This is a genomic window from Gilvimarinus japonicus, assembly GCF_042847215.1.
Lineage (GTDB): Bacteria > Pseudomonadota > Gammaproteobacteria > Pseudomonadales > Cellvibrionaceae > Gilvimarinus > Gilvimarinus japonicus.
The window spans coordinates 1,237,732-1,259,500 of the sequence record NZ_AP031500.1; the positions used below are offsets into that span (position 1 = coordinate 1,237,732).

The following is a 21,769-nucleotide window of genomic DNA, read 5'->3' on the forward strand; positions in this document are numbered from 1 at the left end:
TCGCTGCTAGGTCCAATAACTAAAATAGGCTCTTAGCAGTATAGCGGGTGCCGGAATCTTTGCTAAATGTTAACCAATATTTGTCTCGTGGAACATTATGGTAGGTCAGGCTGCTCGTCGTTGTTCTCGCGAATCTTTGGTTTGGGTTCGCGAATCAGGCTGAGAAGCACCCAGTCTTTTGCCGGTTCTAGGGTTTCACCCGCAATAAACGGTTTAAGCTTGCCTTTATCGGTCACGGCAAATAACAACTGCGACCCGCCCTGACGGCGGAACTCTTCCATCGTAAATTCTTCGGTGAGTCGGGTGGCTCTGATTTCGGCGCCGCTGCCAATCAAGCTGGCGAGCTTGGCGTAGGTTAAATCCTCGCTAAACAATGGAGCGCCTTTTAAGGTCGAGGCCACTTGGTGTTTTTCGGCTTTGTTGTTGTCGGCGCTGGTGCGGATCGAGAAGATGTGCCGCTCGCCAAACTCACTGCGAAAGTGCATTCCGGCAATTACATTGAGCTCGCGCAGCGGGGAGAGCGCAATCAGGTTGCCAATGCCGGTTAGCTCTAAGCGTTGGGTGGCAAACTCAGATACCGGGTTGCCGTAAAAGGTTTTAAGCCCTGCCATCCTTGCCAGGCGAATGTTGTCCCAGTTGGAATCGCACACCACCACCGGTAAATCTTGCTGTTGCAGAGCCTTGCCAATGCTGCGCGCCACTTGATTGGCGCCTTGTATCAATACGCCGCGAGGCTCTGGTTCGACAATGCCCAGTAGCTTGGCCAAAGGCCGGGAGGTGGCGCTTTGAAACACCACAGTGCCTAAAATAACAGCAAAGGTTAGCGGCACTAAAAGGTCGGCGTCTTCGACACCGCTCTCGGCTAAACGTAACGCAAACAGGGCCGATACGGCGGCCGCGACAATACCTCGCGGCGCGATCCAGCCCAGCAACACCCGTTCGCGAATTTTAATGTTCGACCTGAAAGTTGCCAGCGCCACCGAGATTGGCCGCGCAATAAACTGGATGACGAGTAGCAGTAACAGGCACGGGATGGTCATAATCCCGATCAGTTGCTCTAGCGGCAGGCGCGCCGCTAGGATAATAAACAGCCCGGAGATAAATAAAATGGTAAGGTTTTCTTTAAAATTAAGGATGTTGTGAATATGCACCCCGCGCATATTACCCAGCCACATTCCCATGACGGTGACGCCCAGCAGGCCGGACTCGTGTGCTAGGTGGTTACAAAGCGTAAACACCATAAATACTAGGCTTAAGGTGGCGAGGTTTTGTAGATATTCGGGCAAGCGGCGTCGTGCTAAGATTTTGCCTAATGCGTAGCCTGCCGCGGCGCCACCGGCAAGGCCCACGACGATGATCTCTAAAAACAGTAGTAGGCTCTGGCTGAAAGCTTTGGCGCCACTTTGGGTCACGATAAACTCGTACACCACAACCACCAGCAGGGCGCCGATTGGGTCGATGATAATGCCCTCCCAGCGCAAAATGTTGGCGACTTTCTCGGATGGGCGTACGGTGCGTAGTAGTGGGGTGACGACGGTGGGGCCGGTCACCACCATCAGCGCGCCAAACAGAATCGACAGTTGCCAGCTAAGGCCGAACAGTTCGTGGGCGGTAATGGCGACAATGAGCCAAGTGACGGGCGCAGCCACGGTAATCATCCGTTGCACAACTTTGCTGGTGCTGCCCAACTCTTGAAAGTTAAGGGTTAAGCTGCCCTCAAACAGAATGACCGCCACCGCAAGAGATACCAGCGGAAACAGCAGTTCGCCAAAAATCTCGTCGGGATTTAGCCAGCCAAGACCGGGGCCTAAAATTAGGCCAGCAATCAGTAAAAACAAGATGGCTGGCAGGCGGGCTTTCCAGGCGCCCCACTGGCAGGCGAGCGCGGCAATTCCGATAATGGCAATTGCCATGGCTGAGTCGTGCATAAAACATCCTTGGGGTGTGCGGTGATCGATTGTCTCTTGGCTACTCATCATAGCCGATAGCGTCTAAAATGGCGAAAGGCATCACTACGCATCAACAAAGAAGGAGTTGTCCGTGACCGATCGCGAAGATTTTTTAGGTAGTTTTCCGGTAACCATCGAAATCGATGTGCAATGGGGTGAGATGGATGCTTTTGGCCACGTGAATAATGTGGTGTATTTGCGTTATTTTGAATCGGCCCGCATTGCCTATATGCGCCGTATGAGCCAAAAAGGCGTGTTTGATACCGGGCAAATTATACCGGTATTGGCCGAAACAGCCTGCCGTTACCGCCGGCCGGTGCGCTACCCCGATCGCCTGATAGTGGGTTGCACCATCACCGAGGTGCACGAGCACGGTTTCTCGCAGGAGTACGAAATTTACAGTGATGAGCAGGGCGAGGTGGTTGCCACCGGCGTGGGCCGTATTGTCTTGCTGGATAAACGCTCGCAACAAAAATCACTGGTAGCGCCCGAGCTACACTCCGAAATTAAGCTGATAGAGTCTTCAACTTAGCAAGCAACTTAAAACCAGCAAGGTGCACTTTGCCACAATTATTAATGCGAACCACCGGCGCCAGCGCCGAAGAAGTCGACGGGCTTATTGAGTTATTACAAAACCAGGGTATTGCTTGCTATACCACTCAGGCCGGCCGCTGGCGTTTGGGGGTGGATGGCCTATGGCTTGTGAATGATAAAGATGTAACAAGGGCGCGGGAGCTTGGCGGAGAGTTTCAGTACCATTTTAGCCAAGAGTCGCGCGCCGACTTTGAGCGCCGGTTAGCCGAGGGCACGGCGCCTACCTTTGCCAGCCAATTGCGCCAAAGGCCGTTGGTGGTAATCGGCACGCTGCTGGCTATTGCGGCCATCGCTATGTTGTCGTTGTTGCCTTTATTACTTGGCTGAAGTGCTCGGTTGACTCAATAGGCTCGAGCCCGCCGAGCATCACATTAGGTTTGCGCTGAATTAACGCTGGCGGCTAACGCGGCGCGCGATACCCGCACCCAGCAGGCCCAATAACATCAGCCAGCTGACACTACCGCCGCCACCGCCGCCACTGCCACCGTTATTGCCGCCATTGTCTGGCTCGTTGTCATCGCGGGTGGTGGGCATGGGGTCTAAATCGGCCGCGGTGTCCACGGCGGCGTCGAGAACGACGATGTTTTGTACCAGAACGATATGGTCTTCAGTAATTGTCGTTTGATTAGCAAGGTCCTCATCGGTAAAATTACGCAGCGGAAATTCCGCGAAGGCTGCACTAGAGGCGCTAAAGTCTTCAGTTCGTAGTTCTGCTATTGCATCAATTATAGCCATACCATTGCCGGTTACTTCGCCAAATACGGTAAAACCACCGTTTTGGGAGTCGAGGTTACCGCTGTTATCGTCGAGATTAAAAAACCACTGATTAGTACCTGTACTAGGGCCTGCGTTGGTTTTGGCTACAGCAATAGTGCCTCGCTGATTGGATAGCAACGGCTCGTTTTGAACGGGGTCATTGGCCTCAATCACCGAAAATTTATCTTCTTCCTGGTCAAAGCTAAAACCTCCACCTTGAACAATAAATCCAGGTACAGAGCGATGCATAAAGCTATCGCTATAGGCTCCGGCTTCCACATACGCCAAAAAGTTTGCCACCGTCTCGGGGGTGGTCTCATCGTAAAGGTTCACCTCAAAATCGCCCATAACCGTCTGAAACTGGACGATAGTGGCTTGGCTGGCGGCGCTGGCGCCCAATAGTGCTGTTGCCAAGGTAAGGCCGGCAGCGGCTTTGGATAAATGACCCATTGTGAATCTCCACGGTAATATTATGAGTATTAAAAATCGCTATAACGCGATGGTGCTCTTATAAGGCGTAAACCATACCAGAGCGCCAATGGGAGAAATGTTAGAAAATGTAGTGGTTTGCTAGGATGCGTGATTATCCACATCCTAGCGAGAGCTTAACGAGGCCTCCAAACCATCCACCATTTGTACAGCTGTGAGCTAGCCGTTGTCGCTGTATCTGAGGCCGATGTCTGGAGGCTTTTCTATGCCTTTAAGGTGCGGCGGTTGTCGCTTGTAACGGTTTTTTGCTGCCCATTCTGCGGGCGATACCGGCACTCAATAATGCCACGAGCATCAGCCAGCTGGCGCTACCGCCACCACCGGAGCTGCCACCGCTGTTTGAGGGCGCGGGTACTACGCTACTGGAGCTAACAGAGGCGATAGCGCTACTGGTACTACTAGAGCTAACCGAGCTGCTGGAGCTGACAGACGTATCAGAGCTACTAATGCTGCTCGAACTTGTAGAATTGTTGAAGTTGACAGAACTGCTGGCATTAATGGCGCTGCTGCTACTTGAACTGCTTGAGGTAGAGCTTGCGCTAGAGGCGGTGGTGGTGCCTAGAACCATAATGTTTTTGATCAGCATTAGGTTGTCCTCTGTTAGAGGAACCTTATTATTTAGATCACTGTTGCTAACGTTACGTAGCGGCAGTTCTTTGAAGGCACTGTTGGTTGCTCGGTAATCGCCGATCTTTAATGCGGCAATATCATCGACAATATCCATGCCCTCGCCGGTTACCTTGCCAAAGACCGTAAAGCCACCGTCTATTGAGTCTAAGAAGTCGTTGCTATCTTCTAGGTTAATAAACCATTGGCTGGTCGCGCTGTTCGGTTGGCCGGGCAGTTTGGCCATGGCGATGGTGCCGCGGGTGTTGGAGAAAAACGGCTCATTTTTAATAGAATCATTTTGAATAATGCGTTCGATTTGACTGTTTTCTATATCAAACGCAAAGCCGCCACCTTGAAGGATAAAGTCGTTATCCAAACGGTGAAAAATAGAGTCCGTGTAGGCGCCGGCCTCAACATACTCTAAAAAGTTTGCTGTGGTGATCGGGGTCTTCTCATCATACAGCTCGACTTCAAAATCTCCCAGTACGGTTTGAAACTGAACGGTAGTGGCGTGGCTGTGTAGGCCAACCCCTAAAAGGGTCGCCAAGGTAAAACATCCGGCCAATTTTGATGCATAACCCATTGTGTAACTCCGTTTAAATAGTTTAGTTAAACTTGTTAACGCATGCAGCGACTCGGGTAGAGCTAAGCCCTGTCCGAGTCGCTGCAAAAATAATAGTCAGTGTGAATTTAGCCCTGATAGGAACCGAGCAGCACCTGCAAGGGGTGGGGCAGGCGCTGATCCTGAATGCGTTTAACCTGACTGCGGCAGGAGTAGCCGGTGGCGGTGAGTTTGCCGCTGTTGGCCGGCTCGGTAACAACCGCCTCCCAGCTTTGCGAGAAGATCTTTTTCGAGGTTGCCACGTTCGCCGCCTCGTGGCCGTAGGTGCCGGCCATACCGCAGCAACCGGTCTCAAGCACGCTTAGCTCTTGCCCCAAGGCCACATACACGGTTTGCCAATCTTTAATAGAGGCAGCGGCGTTGGTTTTTTCGGTGCAGTGGGCCAGCAGTTTGTAATCGCTTTTAGCAAACAGTGCGGTGGCCTCGGTTAAATCTTGCGCGGCCAGCCACTCTTGGATCAGTGCCACTTTGGGGGCTTTGTCGCCCAGCACTTTTTGATACTCGCTGCGATAGGCGAGTGTCATGGAGGGCTCTAGCCCCACCAGCGAGATACCCGTACCGGCCAGCGCATTAAGCATGGCGGCGTTGTTGTTGGCGGCTTTGGCAAAGGCCTTTAAAAACCCGTGTACATGCAGCGGCTTACCGTTGGGTTTAAAGGGCGCCAGCATGGGATTAAAACCGAGTATTTTTAACAGCTTTAAGCTGTCTAGCACCAGCTCGGTTTCAAAGTAACTGGTAAAGGCATCTTGTACCACAATAACGGTTTTGGCTTTTTGTTCGGCGTTTAACGTGGCAATGTTTTGCGCGCTGGCGTAACGCACGTTTACATCGCGCAGGGCTTTGTCCAAGTCGACGCCGGTTAGCAGCGGGCTGTCTACCATACCGGCTACTTTGGCTAGCATTTTTTGACTAATCTTGGGCTTCATGACGCCGTTGTACAACCAGGGTACTCGTACCATGGTGGGCATAATGTATTCCAGCGCGCCGATAAAATAATCTTTTAGCGGGCGCAAATAACGGCCGTAATACAGCTCTAAAAACTTTGAGCGAAACTCGGGCACGTCGACTTTAATGGGGCACTGACCAACGCAGGATTTACAGGCCAAGCAGCCCTGCATAGATTCGTTTACCTCGTGAGAGAAGTCGTACTGGCCGCGCTTTTTGTTGATGGTGTTTTTGATGCGCGCCGGCAGTGACAAGACCGCATTGCGCTCGCGGTTGGCTTTTGCCTCTTGCACCGCGTTAACCTCGCGCTCGCTTAATTGTTTTAACCACTCGCGCACTAACGATGACCGGCCTTTGGGCGAGTGAATACGCTCGCGGGTGGCTTTGTACGAGGGGCACATGGCATCGTTGGGGTTCCAGTTAAAGCAGGCGCCGTTGCCGTTGCAGTGCATGCCCTCGGCGTAGCCTTCCCATACCTCGACGGCAATTTTACGATCTTGTTGGCCGCGGGTGGTGACACCGTCGATGCTCAATAGCGATATCTCAGCATTGGGCGTGGCAATTTTGCCGGGGTTTAGCTGGTTGTACGGATCAAACGCGGCTTTGATTTTTTGCAGTTGCGGATACAGTTCGCCAAAAAACTTAGGCGCGTACTCCGAGCGCACGCCTTTACCGTGCTCGCCCCACAGTAGGCCGTGATATTTTTGTGTTAAGTCAGCCACTTGGTCGGATATCACTCGCACCAGCTTTTCTTGCTCGGGGTCTTTCATGTCGATCGCGGGGCGCACGTGCAGCACACCGGCGTCCACATGGCCGAACATGCCGTAGGCTAAGTTGTGGCTGTCGAGTAAGGCGCGAAACTCCAAAATAAAATCGGCTAAATGTTCGGGCGGTACAGCCGTATCCTCAACAAAGGGTATCGGCCGCGCTTCGCCTTTGGCGTTGCCTAAAAGCCCGACGGCTTTTTTGCGCATGCCCCAAATTTTGCCCACGGCGGCGTTGCCCATGGCCACCGAGTAACCGATACGGCCGGTGCTTTCTCGCACTGAGTCGTTCATGGCGTCCAGCGTATCGGTCAGGCGCTTTATGCCCTCGGCTAAGGCCTCGTCGCTGTCGGCGGTGTACTCGACTAAGTTAATGCCTTTAATGTCTTCGCCCGGTACCGGCGGGAAGAACTCGCTCACGCTGTGCCAGACGATATCGTTCATGGCCAGGTTCAGCACCTTAGAGTCTACCGTCTCAATCGATGTAGGGCCGGCCTTCATCAACTCGGTAGCGTCGCGCAGCGCGGCGTTAAAATCCCGGTAGTTAACATTCACCAACGCCGAATACTTGGGGATGGGCAGAACATTCAACTTGGCTTCGGCAATAAAGCCTAAGGTGCCCTCGCTGCCGCACAATACGCTGTTGAGGTTAAATTCGCCCTCGTCGGTGCGGATATGGGCTAAATCGTAGCCGGTAAGGCAACGGTTGAGCTTGGGGAATTTGGCGTCAATTAACGCAGCGTGTTGGCGCTGAATATCGTCCACCAGCCGCACTACATCGCCCACCCGGTCGGTGCGGTCGCGCAGGGCTGCAAGCGCCGTGTCGTCCACGGGGGCCGAGTCGCAGACGCTGCCGTCCAGCAATACGGTTTTAAGCTCCAGTACATGGTCGCGGGTTTTGCCGTATAGGCACGAGCCCTGACCCGACGCATCGGTGTTGATCATGCCGCCGATGGTGGCGCGGTTACTGGTGGAAAGCTCGGGGGCAAAAAACAAACCGTAAGGTTTTAACGCGGCGTTTAGCTGATCTTTAACCATCCCGGTTTGCACCCGCACCCAGCGTTCGGCCTCGTTAATCTCCAATATCTGGTTCATATGGCGGGAGATATCCACCACCAAGCCGTCAGTCAGCGATTGGCCGTTGGTGCCGGTGCCGCCCCCGCGTGGGCTAAGTACTACCTGATTAAACTCGTCGCGCTCACTGAGCTGGGCCAAGATCACCAAGTCGTTTATGTTGCGCGGGTACACCACGCCCTGGGGCAGTACCTGATAAATCGAGTTGTCGGTCGCTAGCACCGTGCGGTTAGCGTAATCCGGATTTAGGTCGCCGGCAAAGCCGCGATCTTGCAGCGCCTCGATAAAGGCTAAATAAACCGATTGGACAGGGGACGTTTCGCGAATACGGGGGATCATAGGGCTCGGAATCAATAGAGAGTGTAGATGCCGGTATTTTACGGGGTCGGGGCGCTTAGAGCCAGCGGCTTTGCGCCCGACCATGCAAACGCTGGAATCTTGCGTAATGCAGCTGGTAAAAGGGCGGCACCATTGCTGGAGGCTTAGGTTTTTGTGTTGCTCTTAATGACCGCGCAGTACGGATAACGCGTATGGCGGCATTTTGGTGATATTGGCGTAATTTTAATGATTTTTTAGGTGTATATCCGGAAATTTGTGTCGCTATAGCCCCACCAAAAAACGGATGTGGGTCGCACCATATTTTTACGCATAATTAAGCATGGCCGTGCCGATATTTCGTTCGCGCGGGCTAAACCCCTTGTTTACCTTTGCCTGTAATGCCCTGTAATGCCCTGTAATGGCGCCTGTCGGCACGCTGTATTAGCGTCGTGGTTTGGTTCCTGCCGGAGAACGACAATGAGTGTTGTCAATGTAGCTGCCTATTGCAGTGGTGATTTTGGGCCAGGGAGGTGTAAAAAGCACATTGTGGATGTGCAAAAAAGCGGTTTAACAACGGTGATTCTGTGGTCGTTGCATGTCGGTCGATCGGGGGATGTGAACCCTTTTGAATGTAAGGCCATTGCGGGCCAAACGTGGGGGGAGCTGGTGTTTAACGATGGCGATGTGCGCATCGTGAACGGTGATACCTTTAATCCAGGCAATAATCCTGCGGTGGCCGATTGGCCCCGCGACTTGCTTAAGATGAAACAAAACGGCAGTCAGGTGAGTAAGATTTTTCTCTCGATGGGTGGCTGGGGCGTGTGTGACTTTCAGACTATCGAGTATATGCTGGAACACGGCATGGGCGATTTACTGCGGCGCAATTTTCAGACGCTGCGCGAGGCGTTTACCCTCAATGGCGAATGCGTTATTGACGGCATTGATCTGGATAACGAGGAGCCGGTAAAGGCCAGCACCATTACCGATTTTTGCGAGATATTGTTTGAACTGGGCTTTGAGGTGACTTTTTGCCCCTACCGCAACCCCACTGAGTGGCAAGGCCATATGCAAACCTTGTGGGATAAAGGCCACCGGGTCAGTTGGTGGAATTTACAGTGCTACTCGGGCGGCGCCGAAAACCTCGACGAGCTAGAGCCATGGATTAATGCTGTGTCGCAGGTGGTGGGCAAAGGGCGGGGCGCCTCTTATATTGTGGCCGGGCTGGCGGTGCGCGGCGCGAGTGATTCAAATCCACAAGAGTGCCCGTTTGGTTTGGGCGGCGTGTGCGAGTCACTGGCCAGCGTCAGTAAGTACAATTTAGCGGGAGGCTTTTTGTGGAAGTACGATGATGTATTGCACAATACGCAGCCTTGCTCGGGCGCGGTTCCCACCGTGTCAGATTATACCCAAGCTATACGCGACGGGCTCACCAACCAGTGCGCAGTCACCTCTTATGGAGTTGCGGGGTTGGTGTAAGCTTTTATCCGATACGTTACCCAAAAAAAGCCGGATGCCCCCCTTGGTGCATCCGGCTTTTTAGGTTGGGCGTGTATGAGCCTTATTTTATGTTGTTAGTGATCAACCACGGTAAATTCGCCTTGCAACCCAGAGGCGGAATCTTGGGCGATCCAAAGGTTAAACTTACCCGGCTCGGTCACTAACTGCATATCGCGGTTGTGGAACGCGAGTTGGCTGGTGGGCAGGGTGAACGCAACGGTTTTTGATTCGCCGGGCGCCAGGGTTACCCGTTTAAAGTCTTTAAGCTCACGCACCGGGCGGGTGCGACTGCCGACCACATCTTGCACATAAAGCTGAACCACTTCGGTGGCGGCGACTTTACCGGTATTTTTAATCACAGCACTGGCTTTTACCGTGCCGCCCATACTCACTTTTGCGGTTTCGACGTTTAAATCTGAGTAGTCAAAATTGGTGTAGGTTAAGCCGTAACCAAACGGATACTCAGGTGTGTGGCCATAATCTAAGTGGTTAGACGAGTTGCCGGGCACGTGCTGGAATACACCAATTTCGATATCCGCAATACGGGTGTAATTATCATCGGTGGCCGGGCGGCCGGTGGCCATGTGGTTGTAGTACACCGGTATTTGCCCTTCGCCTTTGGGCCAGGTGATGGGCAGGCGACCCACCGGCGAGTAATCGCCGTACAGCACATCAACCAGCGCCGGACCGGCCATGGTGCCTGGGTGCCACGCCATCATAATGGCATCCGATTGTTCGCGAATAGCGCCAAGTTCAATGGGCCGGCCCGCCATAATAACCGTCACTAACGGCTTGCCGGTTTCACTTAAAGCAGTAACCAGCGCTTGTTGCGCACCGGGCAGAGCAATGTCGCCACGGCTGTGACCTTCACCGGATAAAATCGACTCTTCACCGCCTACGTACACAATCACGTCGGCCTTTTTAGCGGCCTTAACCGCGTCTTTAAAGCCTTTGGTGCTTGTGTCGCGGCTGTAGTCTAAACCTTTTACAAAGGTAAACTGGCTGTCGCCACCCAGGTAGTCTTTGAGCGCCGGCACTAAGGGGTGCGAATCTTTTTTGTTGCCGTTGTAAATCCAAGTGCCTAATTGCTCGTGGGGCACATTGGCCAAGGGGCCGATTAAGGCGATTTTGGTTTTTTTGGTGAGCGGTAAAAGGTTGTTGTCGTTTTTAAGCAATACAAAACTCTGACGCGCGGCATCGCGAGCGGCCGCTAAGTGGTCATCGCTTAAAATAATCTTGTCGCGGTTGCCCCGGGGGTAGGGGTTATCCCACAAACCTAAACGCATTTTGATGCGCAACATATGGCGCACAGCGGTATTGAGTTTTTCTTCGGTAAACTTGCCCTCTTTAATCAGCTCGGGCAGGTGTTTACGGAAGGTGTCAGTGTGCATCTCAAAGTCGACACCGCCATTCGCGGTAAGCTCGGCGGCGTGTTTTGCATCGCGCGCGTAGCCGTGGGGAATCATTTCCATCACCGCGTTCCAGTCGCTCACCACAAAACCATCAAAGCCCCATTCATCGCGCAAGATGGTTTTAAGGGCAAAGTCGTTGGCGGTAGCGGGTATGTCGTTGAGCGTGTTGTACGAGCTCATAACCGTCATTAGGCCAGCATCGACGTTGGCTTTAAACGGTGGCAGGTACATGTCCCGCAAGGTCGCTTCGGGAATGTAGGCGGCGTTGTAATCGCGGCCGCCCTCGGCTGCGCCGTAGCCGACAAAGTGCTTGGCCGAGGCGGCCATGGCGTCGGTGCGGGTGGGGTCGTCGGTTTGAAAACCGCGGGTCATGGCAACGCCCAGGGTCGAGGTCAGGTACGGATCTTCGCCCAGAGTTTCGGCGATACGGCCCCAGCGCGGGTCGTGCGAGATATCAATCATCGGCGCAAACGTCCAGCGGATACCGTCGGCGGTGGCTTCTTCGGCGGCCACGCGCGCGCCTTGCTCAATCAGTTCGGGGTTCCAGCTGGCTGCCTGACCCAATGGGATCGGGAAGATGGTCTCGTAGCCGTGAATAACGTCCTGCCCAAAAATAAGCGGGATACCATTGCGGCTTTCTTCTACGGCTAATTTTTGCAAGTCGGCAAAGGCGTTGCCTTCGGCGGAGGAGAAGTTAACGTTTAAAAAACCGCCCACTTCACCGTCGCGAATTTGCTGTTTAATGTCGGCGAGGGATTCACCACTGTACATACCAAAGTCGCGCAGCGCGAGCTGGCCGATTTTTTCTTTTTGCGTCATTTTGCCCAGCAGTGCATCGATGCGCTGCTCGATCTCGGCATCGGTGGCGGCCTGTGCCAGTGGCATGGCCGCCACAAGCGCCGGCAGGCAATAGGTTAAGAGTTTTTTCATGGTGGACTCCATACTTCTAAAAAATGTGCCTAAGCACTGTGTTATTAAGGCGCGCTAACGCGCAGCCAGTTAAAATTCCAGCTGCCGGCTAATGCTTTAACCCGCAGGGTGTGCTCGCCGGCGGGCAGCGTGATGCTGTGGTTGACGCTTTGCCACGCCTGCCAATCGCCCGTGTCGGGCACCGCGACGGTATCGAGTGTGTTATCGCCGAGCAGAAGGCTAAAGCCATCCGAGCCGCCAGCGCTCGCTAGCCGGTACTCGATGGTGTAGGTGCCTGCGGCTTCAATCGTCACGAGGTAGTCGAGCCAGTCGCCGGTATCGATGTAACCAATGTTGTGGCCGCCGCCGGCATCGCTGGTGGTTTCGAGTTGCACGCCACTCATGGCGCTGAAGTGTTCGGCTTGAACCGTACCGGGCAAAGCGCTGGCTACGGTAGTGGTGGCAACACTCGTCGATGGGTAGCTCTCGGCGTCGCCTGCGTAGCTACTGATTTGGTAGTAGGTGGTTTGCTCGGGTGCGGTACTATCCAGATACTGTAAGTTGTCCACTTGGGCGATAAGCTCTCCGGCGCTACCGACAACGGTACTGCGGTAAATGCGGTAACCTTCAACGCCGGGCTCAACACTGGCGCTCCAGCTCAGTTGGTTACCGCCGTCGGTTTCCACCAGTGTGACATTGCTGGGTGGGTTTTTTAGGGAAAACAGTTCGGGCGCTTGCTCGGTGGTGAGCCAGTGCTTGAGCTCGGTATGAACATCGTAGTCGAGCGAGCCAAACTCGTTAAATAGCGCTTCGATCTCGGCCATTGAGGCAGTGTTAAAATCGAGTTGCGCCAGCGCATTACCGGTTATGTCCTCGCCATCGACAGGCTGAGTGGGCACTAAATACATTTCGGCCCAGGCATCGGTGCTGCCGTTGTCTTTAAATACGCCGCTAAACTGATATTGCTGGCCGCCGGTCAAGCTCACTTTTTGGTAAAGCCCGCCATTGCTTACGCTGGCGCTGGTTAAGCGCAGCGCGGCGCCATTACCACCGCTGGGGATGTACTCGGTTTGATTAAACTCGAGATTCACCGGGTCCCCGGCCGTCCAGGCTGTCCAGCCGCTATTGTCATTAAACTCGCCGTTGCTTAATAGCTCGGTGGCAGTTTCGTGCGCTCGTAGGCTTATGCTGTCGAGGCTGACATCCAGACGGCCGGCGTCGCAGCAGGCGCCGGCTTTAATCACTAGGTAGTAATCCTGCGTACCTTCGCCGGGTGCGGTAATGGTTGGCGTCGAGGTGCCGCAAGCGGTACTAAAAGTGCTATCCCAACCGGCGCAGGCCCAGGTGTCGGCTTTGGCCAGTAGCCCCAGGCTGGCTTGGTTTGTCACCATGCCCCAGGTGCCGTTGCCCTGACCACCGGTGTTGCTGAGCACTTTGTAGGCCCAACTGGTGGCGGCCCACCCGTGTTGCGCGTAAGTGTCGTAAGTGGCGCGGGCGATTTTGCCGCCCAGCTCGCCGCCTAAACCGGTCCAGGGCTGAAACTCGCCGATTAAAAAGGGCGTGTTCAGTGCGCTTAAGCGCGCCTGCCACTCACACACACCGCCAGTGCCGTTAATGCCGCAGGTTAGCCAATCGCGGTGTACCTGGTAGCCGATTTCACCCCAGCCAAAAATACCGGGGTAAAAGTGCATCTCAAAGGCGACGTTTTCCATGCCGCGGTCGGCAGGGTTGCCGTAGGCATCAATGCCTTGGCTATGACCGGGTAAAATAATAACGTGCTCTTGGTCGATCTCGCGTACTTTGTGGTAAAGCGACTCGATGTTATCGGCAAGCGTCTCTGGCGTGGTGCCCCACGGCTCATTTAACAGGCCGTAACCGGCAACGGTATCGCTGGTTTTATAACGCTCGGCAATTTGTTGCCAAAGCCAGGCGGTGCGATCCTGATAGTAAGTCGCATCTTGGCCGTTGCCGCCATCCCAGTACCAGTTTTGCTCGGCGCAGCCAGAGTGGTGCTCCCAGCCCTGCGCGCCCACGGCGCCGTGTAAATCTAAGATCACGTACATATCGCGGGATTCGGCCTCGCTGATGGCCCGGTCGAGGTACTCCCATGCATCGTTGCGCAGCGTATAGGGATTGGCCTCGTCTTCAATCAGGTTCCACATAAAAGGTACACGCACGACGTTGAGACCAAACTCGGCCATCTGATCCCAGTCGCGTTCGGTGATCCAGTTATCGCGAAACAGCTCCATCAACCGCTCGCGTTCGGCGGTGCCAAAGCGTTGATCAAACACGCCTTCTAAGGTGCACTGGTCGTTTACGGCGTCGGTGCTCTGGCCCATCATCCAAAACTCTTGCAGCAGCCAGTTACCGAGGTTGGTGCCTTTTAGCGCAATCGGAGTGCCGTCGGCTTGGACCCACTGCGTACCGGCAGCGTGCAAACGGGAGAGTTCACTGGCTACCGATGAGCTGCTTGATTGCTCGCTGCTTGAGCTGGAAGAAGTGCTGGAGCTACTGCTGACAGAGCTGCTGGAGTTTGTGGTTGAGCTGTCGCTGCTGGAGGAGCCGCAGCCGGCGATGGCAACGCTGGCGGCGAGAGCCAGAGATAAAGGCTGCCAGTGACTAAATATTTTAGTGGGAAGTTTCATAGACGGTCTCTTTGTTATTGTTGGCCATAGGCTCTTTCAATATGGCGTTATTGTTACGCGCGGGTGCGCAGGAATCGTCCCATCTGCAAAGCCGTGCGAAAGTGGGACTAACCACAACCCATAGTGGGAAGCTTTGGCGTGAGGCTAAGGCGGTACAGCTCCACCGGAGTGGGTGAGCGCAAAAAAGTGCCACGCCTGCTGGCAGGCGTGGCCAATCCGGGTGAGGATGCCGCAATGTGTTTAGCAGGTTTGACCGCACCTGGGCCGCGCTACGCCGAGTGCGAGCCGTGACCTTGGTGCGGCCAAACCGATACCACATGTTTAAAAACGGTAGTTGGCGCGAATGCCGTAAAAGCGCGGCATCGACACAGGCCCTTTGATGACGCCATCACCACCGCCGCCCCAGTAAAACTCGGTTTCGTCTGTGGCATTGTTGCAAAATGCCTCGAGGCTCCAATTATCACTGGCGGCGGTGTACTTGATACCGAGGTTGACGTTGGTGACGGATTCGCGCGTATCGCTAAAGGCGTCGGGCGTCTCGCTGGCAAACAAGTCTTCGTGCTTTTCGCTGTTAAAAATGGAGTAGTAAGATTTGTCTTTCCAGCTGACGTTAACCCAGGGCACCAGGGTGGCACCACGGTGCAAATCAAAGGTGTGGCTATAGTTGATGTTTAAAGAGTACTTGGGCGAGCTGGGTAGCTCATTGCCTTTTAGGTTCGTGGTCAGTGCGGTGTTTTCCGGGTCGACAGAGTCGGCGTGCTCGATCTCAAACAAGTCGACAGTGGCGTGGGTCCACTGTTGATAAAAATCGCTGACGATTTTAGTGTCGAGGTAGCTAACGTAACCGTTGAGGCGGTCGTTTTCGGTCAATGCCCAGTCAAACTCGATCTCGACGCCTTTGATCTCGGCTTTGCCGATGTTGTCGGTTTGGAACACGGTGAATGGGTCGGCCGAAATTTCACCGGTTTCTTCGCCCGTCTCGCCATCGCGCTCAAACGAGTAAGTTACAAACAGCGGCTTTGAAGTGGCCACTTGCATATCGCTGTAATCGCTGTAAAACACAGTGGCCGATAGACGCAAACTATTATCTAGCAGGTCGGTTTTTACGCCGGTTTCATAAGTGATAACTTCTTCTGGCTCGTAGGTATTACCCCAGCGTTTTTTCACGATGCGCTCGCCGTTTTCGTCCAGCGGGTACTCGGTGGTGATCGGGTCTTGCTCGTACTGCACGACCACATCACCAATACCGCCAGACTTAGTGCCATTGGCAACGTAGGCAAAAATCATGGTGTCATCGGATAGGTCGTAATCAAGCCCTAAGCGATAGTTGTGGTAATCCCACTCGCCTTTGATATCGTTGTTAGTAACCGAGGTATAAATGCCTTTATTCCAGAAATAATCCTGCGGCAAACTGTTGAAGGCTTCGCGATCCCATGACGGAAAGCAGGCGTTGCCGTTAAGTTCGGGCTCAAGCAGGTTAGGGTTGCTGTCGTTACAGGACATATTGTGGCCGCCCACATCTTCTTTGGTGTCGCGGGTGTAGCGATAACCGGCGGTGAGGTGTAAACGCTCGGTGATATCGTAGGTGCCTTGGGCAAACGCCGCCTGCGAGGCCAGAGTCCGGTCGGATTGGTTCCAGTAATCGGCGCTTGCCATGGAGTTCATCCAGCCGCCTTGCATATCGTTGTTTTCCTCAAAGAAAAACAGACCGGTGACCCACTGCAGCGGGCCGGCGTCGGTGGACTGTAACTGTAGCTCGTGAGAGTGCGAGACAAAGGTGGCCTCGCGAAAGAAGATCGACATATCCCAGTCGGTGATGCCGCGATCTTGATCAGACATCTGAGTGCGAGTTTGTTTGGCCCAGCCGGCATTGTAGACAAACGCCATAGAATCGCTGAAATCCCAGCGCAGGTTAGAGCGCACATTTTGAATGTTCAGGTCTTGCTCGCCCGGCACACTGACGTTGACGGTGTAAGAATCCGCGCCCGGGCCATAGATTCGTTCGCAGCCATCCGAGCCGGGTACCGGTGTCGCCGAGATGTTGCCGCTGGCATCAAGGTAGTTGCCGTCTTCATCGGTGCGCACCCGCAGCGCGGCTTTATCACAGTCAATCGTGTCGGCCGAGCCCGCGCTGTCATCCTGAAAATGCTCGTAGGCGACATACCAAGAGAAGTCTTCACTGGGCTCCCATTGCCCCGCCAGACGGAAGGAGTACTGATCGGAGTTGTTGTAAAAATCCGCCTCGTCGGCTTTAACCAGCTCCTGCACGCCGTCGGCGCCGCCATCCCACCAGCGGGCGCGCTGTATCAGGCTTTTGTCTTCCTCTGCGCCGGTATAGAGCGGGGCGTTGCGAATATCCTCGGACAGGTAACGGGTGTCCCACTGGTTGGGGTCGTAGTAGCCGTTGAGGTAGGAGTCGCGCTCTTCGACCATAAAGGAGCCGCGCAACGCAAAAGTGTCGGTGACGGGTACGTTAATCACGCCGCGCACTTGGCGGTGGTTAAAGTTACCTAACTCGACGCCTAAGCTGCCCGCCAGCTCTTGCGTATCGGGCCGTTTGGTAATGATGTTGATGTTACCGACCGTCGAGTTGCGGCCAAACAGGGTGCCCTGGGGGCCGCGCTGGGCCTCGACCCGCTCGACGTCAAACATCAGCGCCATGGCGCCTTGCGGACGCGGGGAGTAAATGCCGTCTAAGTGTAAACCCACGGCCGGGTCGCCCAGCTCGGTAATATTGGTCGAGCGCACCCCGCGCATTGATATCACCGGTGCGGATTGAGAGGAATCTATGGTGATGTCCATATTGGGGACGAGCTTGTCGATGTCTTTGACGTTGGCAATGCCCTGTTGCACCAAAGCTTCTTCGGTCATTACGGTAATGGCGATGGGGGTGTCCATCAGGTTGGTTTCGCGCTTGGTGGCGGTCACCACAATTTCTTCCAGCACCGGTTTGGATTTGGGCGTGTTTTGAGCCATGGCATTGGTGGCCAGGCTGGCGTTGACTAACGCGATGGCAAGCGTCAGCGGAGAGCGTAAAAGTTGTTTCATTGTTATATCGCCTCTGTATCGTGTTTATTGTTATTGGGCTGTGGCAGCCCTGACAGTGCCTTCATGTGCACTGCGAGACGAAGAATAAAATGGTGGCACAGCCGGGTCGTCCGAGTGCTTGTACTCGAACCAAAACGCTCAAAAATAATAGGTTCGGCTAAGTTTTGCCGATTCGAACTATTTAAAAATTTAATAAAAACAGTGGGTTGTGTGGTTTTTGAGCTTGATGCAGAGTTTTACATGGCGGCGCTCAATGCCCGATGTCCCTGTTGGTGGACGTAAAAGGTGACGCTACCCCCGGCGGTCAGAGACGGCAAAAGTTCAATGAATAACCTATTGCAACAGAGTGCGGACAAACGGTTTTTAAATCGTATACGGGTGTTTTCGATTAGACAGATGACGTGTGGTTTTGAATGTTCGTTAATTGGCGCCACCCCGTGATCGGCAGGCGCCGGTCACGGGGTGGCGCGTTACAGGAAAAGCCTACTGAGCATTAAGGCGCCAGAGGTTTAGATTCCAGCCACCGTTTGCTACGTACAGGCTGATGTCTTGCTCGCCGGCGGGTAAATAAACCGTTGGCCCGTTAACGGTTTGCCACGTTTGCCAGCCGCCTGTGGCAGGAATGGCGGTGCTGCCCAGTGGTGCGCCGTTATGAAAGCTGGTGTTTACCGTGCCGCCGCCCGGTGAGGCGACTCGGTATTGCAGTTGGTAATTTCCGGCTTGTGGAACATTGACGCGATACACCATCAAGTCACCGGTATCCAGGTAGCTGGCGTTAAAGTCGCCGCCTTGTGGATCGCTCGTTACTTCTACACTAGCGCCCGAGTGCCAGCGAAAGTGTTCGGCCTCAATGCTGCCGCTGCCCGCCGTCGGTTGGTAATTCATCCAATACTGAATGTCACTATGGGTCGAGAGTGACTGCGTGGCAAATTGGGCAAACCAAGACTCGATTTGGCTCTTACTGGCCGTGCTCATATTAATGCCGCCAAAGCCTGAGGTGTTGGTAACAATACCCCAGGGCCAGCCGTTGTTGGGATTGCCGCTGTGAGCACTGGGTGACACGGTTTTGTAAGACCAGGCGGTGGCAGCCCAGCCAAGTGCATTGTAGGTATCGTAGGTTTTACGGGTGATTTCACCGCCGTTGGCGCCCAGCTCGGTCCAGGGCTGAAACTCGCCAATAAGAAACGGCACCTGACGATTGTTGATGTCATTGTCCCAGTCGCAGGTACCACCGCCTGCGCCGTTTTCGCAAAATAGCCAGTCGAGGTGGACGTCGGTTGGGTCATCATTATCGCGCCAGCCAAAAATCCCCGGGTAAAAGTGCATCTCGTAAGCTACATCGTTACCGGGTACGCTAAAGTAATCGATCCCTGTGGTGTTGTGCCCGTGCAAAATGACGATATGCTCGGCGTCTTTTGCCCGCACCGTGGCGTACAAACTGTTTAGATTGTTGGCCAGCGTCACACCATCGGTGCCCCAGGGCTCGTTTAACAGGCCATAGGCAGCGACGTTACCGTTGCCCGCATAGCGCTGGGCAATCATGTCCCAAAGCCAGGCGGTTCGGTCCTGGTAGTAAGCGGCCGATTGGCCGTTGCCGCCGTCCCAGTACCAATTGCGGTTGGAGCAGCCCGAGTGGTGCTCCCAGCCCTGGCTGCCGGCGGCGCCGTGTAAATCTAAAATTGTGTAAATCCCGCGCTCGGCCGCCTCGGCGATGGTTTTGTCCAAAAACTCCCAGGCATCGGGGCGCAACGTGTAGGGGTTGTTCTCGTCTTCAATTAAATTGTGCGGAAAGGGCAGTCGCACCACATTAAATCCGAGCGCCGCGATGCGGTCCCAGTCACGGTCGGTCATCCAGCTATTGCGGAAGATGTCCATCAGTCGCTCGCGTTCGGCGTAGCCAAAGCGGCTGTCTAAGGTAGCCTCTAAAGTGCACTGATCGTTAATGGCGCCGTTGCTGTTGCTGATGGCATTGCCCATCATCCAGAATTCCAGTTGCAGCCAATTACCGAGGTTAAGGCCTTTCAGCCGCACCGGCTCGCCGTTAATGGCCCAGGCTTTTCCCTGTTGGCGAATCATCGGTAGAGAGCCGCTCGGTGGCGGGTTGGTGGCGGTAGGTTCCAGTTGTAGCCAATTGATGTTCCAGCCACCCGTCTCGGCCCATAGCGCGATGCTCTGAACCCCACTATTGAGGTAAACCTCGTCGTTGACCGTCGTCCAGTTTTGCCAGCCGCCGGTGGCGGGCAAGGTGAGAGCGTCGGTTAAATCTTGGGCGTTTTGGCTTAAAATCAGTTGCCCGCCGGCCGGCGACGCAATGCGGTACGAAATAGCGTAGGTGCCCGCGGTGGGTACGTTGATGTCGTATTGCAGCCAGTCGCCGGCGTCAATCCATCCGACGTTTTGGCCACCGCCGCTATCGCTGGTGGGCTCAAGCTCCACGCCTTGCTGGCTGGTGTAGTTTTCGGCTTGCAGCTGGGCTGGCAGGGTGGTTTGTGCCGCAGCGTTAGCCGCGCTGACAAGCGCCGCGAGCGCAAGGCTGGTGGCGATACAAATCTTGCTATATGCCGGGCTTTGGGGCGCAGACATTATTTTATCGGCCGGTAACGGCTGTGTTGAAGTGTTCATAGTCTTACCTCGTTGGTTATTATTGGGCGCGGGCGAGCCGCGTCGCATTACCGAGATAGCGCAATGCGACCCTAACCCTAGAGGGGTTTGGGCGGCATGTCGTTCGGGTTGGCGAAACAAACTTAGAGATACGCGTTCGCCTGCGTGATGTTTAACCGAACCTAGTAAAATACGCTTGTTTGCGGGCAGTGCCGTGGTAGTCACCGGTGAGTTCCGCTATGATCGGCGGCATTACCGGCTTCACTCTGACAGATTAAAACTGCCGGCGTGGTGGGGCATAAGAGAATAACAATACATCGAGTAGTGGTTTCGCTATGGATCAAGTCCTGTTTAATTTTCACGATCTGATACTGATGATGACCGCACTGCAGTGTTTGTTTTTTGCGGTGTTGTTAGTGGCCACAAATCGACGAGGCATAAAAAGCACGTATTTTTTAGCGGCGTTTCTGCTCGCGCATGCCTGTATTCCGCTGCATGAAATGGCGTTATGGGGCGCTGAGTTTAAGTTTACGGTACGCGAGAGCTGGCCCGAGCTGTATTTTATTGGTGGCTTCGCCTACTACCTTGATGGCGTTTTACTGTACCTGTGCGTCAAATCGTTACTGTTTAGAGATTTTCATCTCAAGCCACGCGATGCGTTGCATCTGCTTCCTTTCCTTCTTTTCGGTGTATTTATGTGGGTCGGTTTTTATCATTTACCACAGCCGTTGCGGTTACAGGCCATCAACAGCGAGAGCTTTGTTTACGGCGCGCCCTACGTGGGGATGGAGTTTTTCTGCAAGTGCTTACGGGTGGGCTATGCGCTGGCCTGCTTGCGCCTTATTGTTGGCTATAAGTACCGGTTGCAGCGCACCCACTCGAATATTGAAAAGGTCGATACCAATTGGGTTACTACGCTGGTGGTAGGCTTTTTAGTGGTTATGACCATGGAGGTGGTGTTAGCGGTAGCCAAGATAGTCAGCTTAAACAAAAATTATGATTTAAGCGTGTTTTCGTACATTGGCCTAACGGGTTATTACACCGTGTTTGTGTTGGTGAATTTGCTGGTGTTTACCGGCATTCGCTATTTTGCCAGCTTTGAGCGGGTACGCCAGCGCGAGGCGCCGAAAAAGCCGTTGGATGACCATTTTTTAAACCCCGATGTCGCACGCGACATCGACGAGCGTATGCAGCGGGACAAACCCTTTTTGCAGCCCGATATTACCCTTGAGCATTTGGCCGAGGCGCTGGATGTGCCATCGCGGGATTTATCGATGGTGATTAACCGCCATTTTGGCATTAATTTTTATGAGTTTATTAATCGCTATCGCATTAGTGAGGCGCAAAGGCTGCTGCGCTCGGAGGCGTCACACAATAAGACCATCACGGATATTTATTTGGCGGTGGGTTTTAACAGCAAGTCAGTTTTTAATACGTTTTTTAAAAAAATCGTGGGCGTTACGCCTTCTCAATATCGCAAAGAGGGGGACGGCGCAGGCAGCAAAGTGCGACCGTAGCGGTAGCACTTTGCATTTAG

General features: G+C 54.1%; 12 protein-coding genes. 4 read left to right on the plus strand and 8 right to left on the minus strand.

Annotated elements, in window-relative coordinates:
* Positions 1-95 precede the first annotated feature (95 nt).
* The gene (locus ACGHAD_RS05165) at positions 96-1,928 is read right to left on the minus strand and encodes a cation:proton antiporter (RefSeq protein WP_382417318.1); all 1,833 of its coding nucleotides are present in this window, start codon (positions 1,926-1,928) and stop codon (positions 96-98) included.
* Positions 1,929-2,040: 112 nt separating this feature from the next.
* Here ACGHAD_RS05165 and ACGHAD_RS05170 point away from each other — a divergent pair, with 112 nt between their 5' ends.
* The gene (locus tag ACGHAD_RS05170) at positions 2,041-2,481 is read left to right on the plus strand and encodes an acyl-CoA thioesterase (RefSeq protein ID WP_339617490.1); all 441 of its coding nucleotides are present in this window, start codon (positions 2,041-2,043) and stop codon (positions 2,479-2,481) included.
* Between the two features lie 29 nt (positions 2,482-2,510).
* Positions 2,511-2,870: a DUF6164 family protein gene (locus tag ACGHAD_RS05175; RefSeq protein WP_339617491.1), complete on the plus strand. Its 360-nt coding sequence runs from the start codon at positions 2,511-2,513 to the stop codon at positions 2,868-2,870.
* A 60-nt stretch (positions 2,871-2,930) separates the two neighbouring features.
* On the opposite strand, the gene ACGHAD_RS05180 is transcribed toward ACGHAD_RS05175, so the two are convergent.
* The 3 genes from ACGHAD_RS05180 to ACGHAD_RS05190 all read right to left on the minus strand — a co-directional run bounded on the left by ACGHAD_RS05180 (position 2,931) and on the right by ACGHAD_RS05190 (position 8,141).
* Complete coding sequence (locus ACGHAD_RS05180) at positions 2,931-3,749, minus strand: peptidylprolyl isomerase (protein ID WP_382417321.1); 819 nt, start codon at positions 3,747-3,749, stop codon at positions 2,931-2,933.
* Between the two features lie 250 nt (positions 3,750-3,999).
* The gene (locus ACGHAD_RS05185) at positions 4,000-4,980 is read right to left on the minus strand and encodes a peptidylprolyl isomerase (RefSeq protein WP_382417323.1); all 981 of its coding nucleotides are present in this window, start codon (positions 4,978-4,980) and stop codon (positions 4,000-4,002) included.
* A gap of 107 nt (positions 4,981-5,087) precedes the next feature.
* Positions 5,088-8,141 (minus strand): FAD-binding and (Fe-S)-binding domain-containing protein, encoded by a 3,054-nt coding sequence (locus tag ACGHAD_RS05190; protein WP_382417382.1) that lies wholly within the window; start codon positions 8,139-8,141, stop codon positions 5,088-5,090.
* A gap of 525 nt (positions 8,142-8,666) precedes the next feature.
* Between ACGHAD_RS05190 and ACGHAD_RS05195 the strand changes: the two genes are divergently transcribed.
* On the plus strand, positions 8,667-9,596 hold the full coding sequence (locus tag ACGHAD_RS05195) for a hypothetical protein (RefSeq protein ID WP_390403468.1): 930 nt from the start codon (positions 8,667-8,669) through the stop codon (positions 9,594-9,596).
* Between the two features lie 95 nt (positions 9,597-9,691).
* On the opposite strand, the gene ACGHAD_RS05200 is transcribed toward ACGHAD_RS05195, so the two are convergent.
* The 4 genes from ACGHAD_RS05200 to ACGHAD_RS05215 all read right to left on the minus strand — a co-directional run bounded on the left by ACGHAD_RS05200 (position 9,692) and on the right by ACGHAD_RS05215 (position 20,253).
* Positions 9,692-11,959, minus strand: coding sequence for a glycoside hydrolase family 3 N-terminal domain-containing protein (locus ACGHAD_RS05200; protein ID WP_382417327.1), 2,268 nt, complete (start codon positions 11,957-11,959; stop codon positions 9,692-9,694).
* A 44-nt stretch (positions 11,960-12,003) separates the two neighbouring features.
* Entirely contained in the window at positions 12,004-14,583 is a 2,580-nt protein-coding gene (locus ACGHAD_RS05205) for a carbohydrate-binding protein (protein ID WP_382417329.1), read from the minus strand.
* Between the two features lie 321 nt (positions 14,584-14,904).
* Positions 14,905-17,631, minus strand: a complete 2,727-nt coding sequence (locus tag ACGHAD_RS05210; RefSeq protein ID WP_382417331.1) for a TonB-dependent receptor — start codon at positions 17,629-17,631, stop codon at positions 14,905-14,907.
* 483 nt (positions 17,632-18,114) lie between these two features.
* Positions 18,115-20,253 (minus strand): carbohydrate-binding protein, encoded by a 2,139-nt coding sequence (locus tag ACGHAD_RS05215; protein ID WP_382417332.1) that lies wholly within the window; start codon positions 20,251-20,253, stop codon positions 18,115-18,117.
* A gap of 314 nt (positions 20,254-20,567) precedes the next feature.
* Here ACGHAD_RS05215 and ACGHAD_RS05220 point away from each other — a divergent pair, with 314 nt between their 5' ends.
* Positions 20,568-21,749 (plus strand): helix-turn-helix domain-containing protein, encoded by a 1,182-nt coding sequence (locus tag ACGHAD_RS05220; protein ID WP_382417334.1) that lies wholly within the window; start codon positions 20,568-20,570, stop codon positions 21,747-21,749.
* Positions 21,750-21,769 lie beyond the last annotated feature (20 nt).